Origin of the sequence: Mycobacterium talmoniae, assembly GCF_001854525.1 — a bacterium.
GTDB lineage: Bacteria > Actinomycetota > Actinomycetes > Mycobacteriales > Mycobacteriaceae > Mycobacterium > Mycobacterium talmoniae.
In genome coordinates, this window is the sequence record NZ_MLQM01000332.1 from 1 (window position 1) to 1,475 (window position 1,475).

Annotated in this window: 4 protein-coding genes; all 4 read right to left on the minus strand. The window is 71.3% G+C overall.

What is annotated here, in order from left to right; genetic code table 11:
* A partial coding sequence (locus BKN37_RS27125) for an MnhB domain-containing protein (protein ID WP_071030388.1) occupies window positions 1–519 on the minus strand: 519 nt, incomplete at its 3' end.
* Entirely contained in the window at window positions 516–767 is a 252-nt protein-coding gene (locus tag BKN37_RS29655) for a Na(+)/H(+) antiporter subunit B (RefSeq protein WP_071030390.1), read from the minus strand. The genes BKN37_RS27125 and BKN37_RS29655, both read right to left, overlap by 4 nt.
* Window positions 764–1,075: a monovalent cation/H(+) antiporter subunit G gene (locus tag BKN37_RS29660; RefSeq protein ID WP_071030392.1), complete on the minus strand. Its 312-nt coding sequence runs from the start codon at window positions 1,073–1,075 to the stop codon at window positions 764–766. Before BKN37_RS29660 ends, BKN37_RS29655 begins: the two co-directional genes overlap by 4 nt.
* On the minus strand, window positions 1,072–1,326 hold the full coding sequence (locus tag BKN37_RS27140) for a monovalent cation/H+ antiporter complex subunit F (protein WP_071030394.1): 255 nt from the start codon (window positions 1,324–1,326) through the stop codon (window positions 1,072–1,074). Before BKN37_RS27140 ends, BKN37_RS29660 begins: the two co-directional genes overlap by 4 nt.
* Window positions 1,327–1,475 lie beyond the last annotated feature (149 nt).

Below are 1,475 nucleotides of genomic sequence, written 5' to 3' on the forward strand. Positions count from 1 at the left end.
CGCCTCCCCCACATCGAACACGTTGACCGGTCGCAGCCGATCGAGGGCGCGGAAACTGCCGGTGATGTACAGCAGGTGCAAACCGGCCGCCACCACCACCCCGCCCTGAAAACCGCCGCCCGGAGTCAGATGCCCGTGCACCACCAGATCCAGGCCCACCGCCAAACTCACCGGCAGCGCCAGATAGCCGACGAACCGGGTCGCGTCCAACGTCGCCGCGCGGTTGGCCGGCTGGCGGTATTCCCGCTCCTCGACCGCCGGGCGCAGCAGCGCCATCACCCCGATCACCGAACCGAACAGGATCGTCTCCTCCCCCAGCGTGTCCAGGGCCCGTTGGTCGAAGTTGACCGAGGCCACCGCGTTGGCGGTCGCGCGCGACAACGCGGCCCGCACCGCCAGATCCCGGTACAGGTGGTGGGTCTGCCCGAACACGGGTAGCTCGCCAAAACCCCACCACAGCAGCAGCGCCAGCCCGGCCGCCCCGGCCAGAAACAAGGTGGTGCGGGCCCTGCGGGTCATCGGCTGGACTCCTGCTCGTGTCGGCGCACCGCCCGGATCGTGAGCATGACCATCAGCGGAACCACCGCGCCGCCAATCACCAACTGCGACAACGCGACGTCGGGGGCCTGCAGCAGCACGAACAGCACGGTGAGCGCGAGCCCGAACACCGACAGCGCGATCGCCTGCCGATCCGGCCGGGCGGTCAGCGCGACGACGGTTCCGGTGACGCCCACCAGCGTCACCGCGGTCAGCAGCAGCGCGGTCACGACGGTGAGTCCTGTTCGACCACACCGGCGTACTGTCCGGTCAGCCGGGCCGTCGCCGCCGACATCACCGGGGCGGTGGCCAGCACCACGGCGGTGATCACGACGACCATCGCCGACGCCGCGGTCCAGCCTTGGCGCAGCACCAATCCCAGCCCGATCAACGGGGCGCCCACCGATGTCGTCACGGTCAGCAGGTGCAGCCGATCGAACACCGCGGAACGCGCGGCCGCCGCCAGCGCGGACACCACCATCACCAGGACACCGGCGAAAACCAGGCCCCAGCCGACCCATTCCACCGGCCCGGTCATGGCTTGGGCACCAACAGCCGGGTGTAGACCAGGGTGCCCGGAAAGGTGATCAACGCCAGTACCAGCGGCACGATCAGTCCCCAGTCCTGGTGCCAGCTGACCGCCAGCACGGTCAGCGCCATGATCACGGCGATGCTGGCGAATTCCAATCCGACCAGCCGATGCCGGGGCCGCCCGCGCGACGCCATCCAGACGCCGGGGACGAACACCCCGAGCAGCAAGCCCAGCGCCGCGGCCTCACCCAGGCTCACCGCCGCACCCCCGCCTCCAGGCCGGCGGGGTGGGGGCCGATCCGGTGCACCATCACGCGCTGGGTGCGCGGGTTCGCGTCGCACACCACGGTTCCCGGGGTGGTGGCCAGGGCCAGCAGCGCCGCCGCCCGGCGCGCCGCCGCCACCGG

Coding starts and splice junctions, on each gene's coding strand:
- BKN37_RS29660 (WP_071030392.1), bottom strand. CDS start 1,075: ATGACCGGGCCGGTGGAATGGGTCGGCTGGGGCCTGGTTTTCGCCGGT.